Source organism: Pseudoalteromonas sp. bablab_jr011 (genome assembly GCF_016464045.1).
In the GTDB taxonomy this organism is placed as follows: Bacteria; Pseudomonadota; Gammaproteobacteria; order Enterobacterales; family Alteromonadaceae; genus Pseudoalteromonas; species Pseudoalteromonas lipolytica.
Genome location: NZ_JACDWU010000287.1, coordinates 1 through 301, shown reverse-complemented (window position 1 = coordinate 301; position 301 = coordinate 1). Strand labels below are relative to the sequence as shown.

Here is a 301-nt window from a genome sequence, read left to right as displayed (position 1 = left end):
GGTTAAAGTAAGTGGCGTCCCCAAGGGGATTCGAACCCCTGTTACCGCCGTGAAAGGGCGGTGTCCTAGGCCTCTAGACGATGGGGACACAAGAATGTGTCACTAGGACAACTGAATAGTTAAGCTCGATTCAGGCGAGCTGTTTAATAACACAACACCTTCTTTAACACGGTTAAAGTAAGTGGCGTCCCCAAGGGGATTCGAACCCCTGTTACCGCCGTGAAAGGGCGGTGTCCTAGGCCTCTAGACGATGGGGACACAAAAATGTGTCACTAGGACATTAAATGATAGTTTGACTCAT

2 tRNA genes are annotated in these 301 nt (G+C 49.5%); both read right to left on the bottom strand.

The features are described 5' to 3' along the window. Positions 1-12: 12 nt before the first annotated feature. Positions 13-88 (bottom strand) — tRNA-Glu (locus tag JIG41_RS17715). Between the two features lie 94 nt (positions 89-182). Then, positions 183-258, bottom strand: a tRNA-Glu gene (locus JIG41_RS17710). Between the last annotated feature and the right edge of the window lie 43 nt (positions 259-301).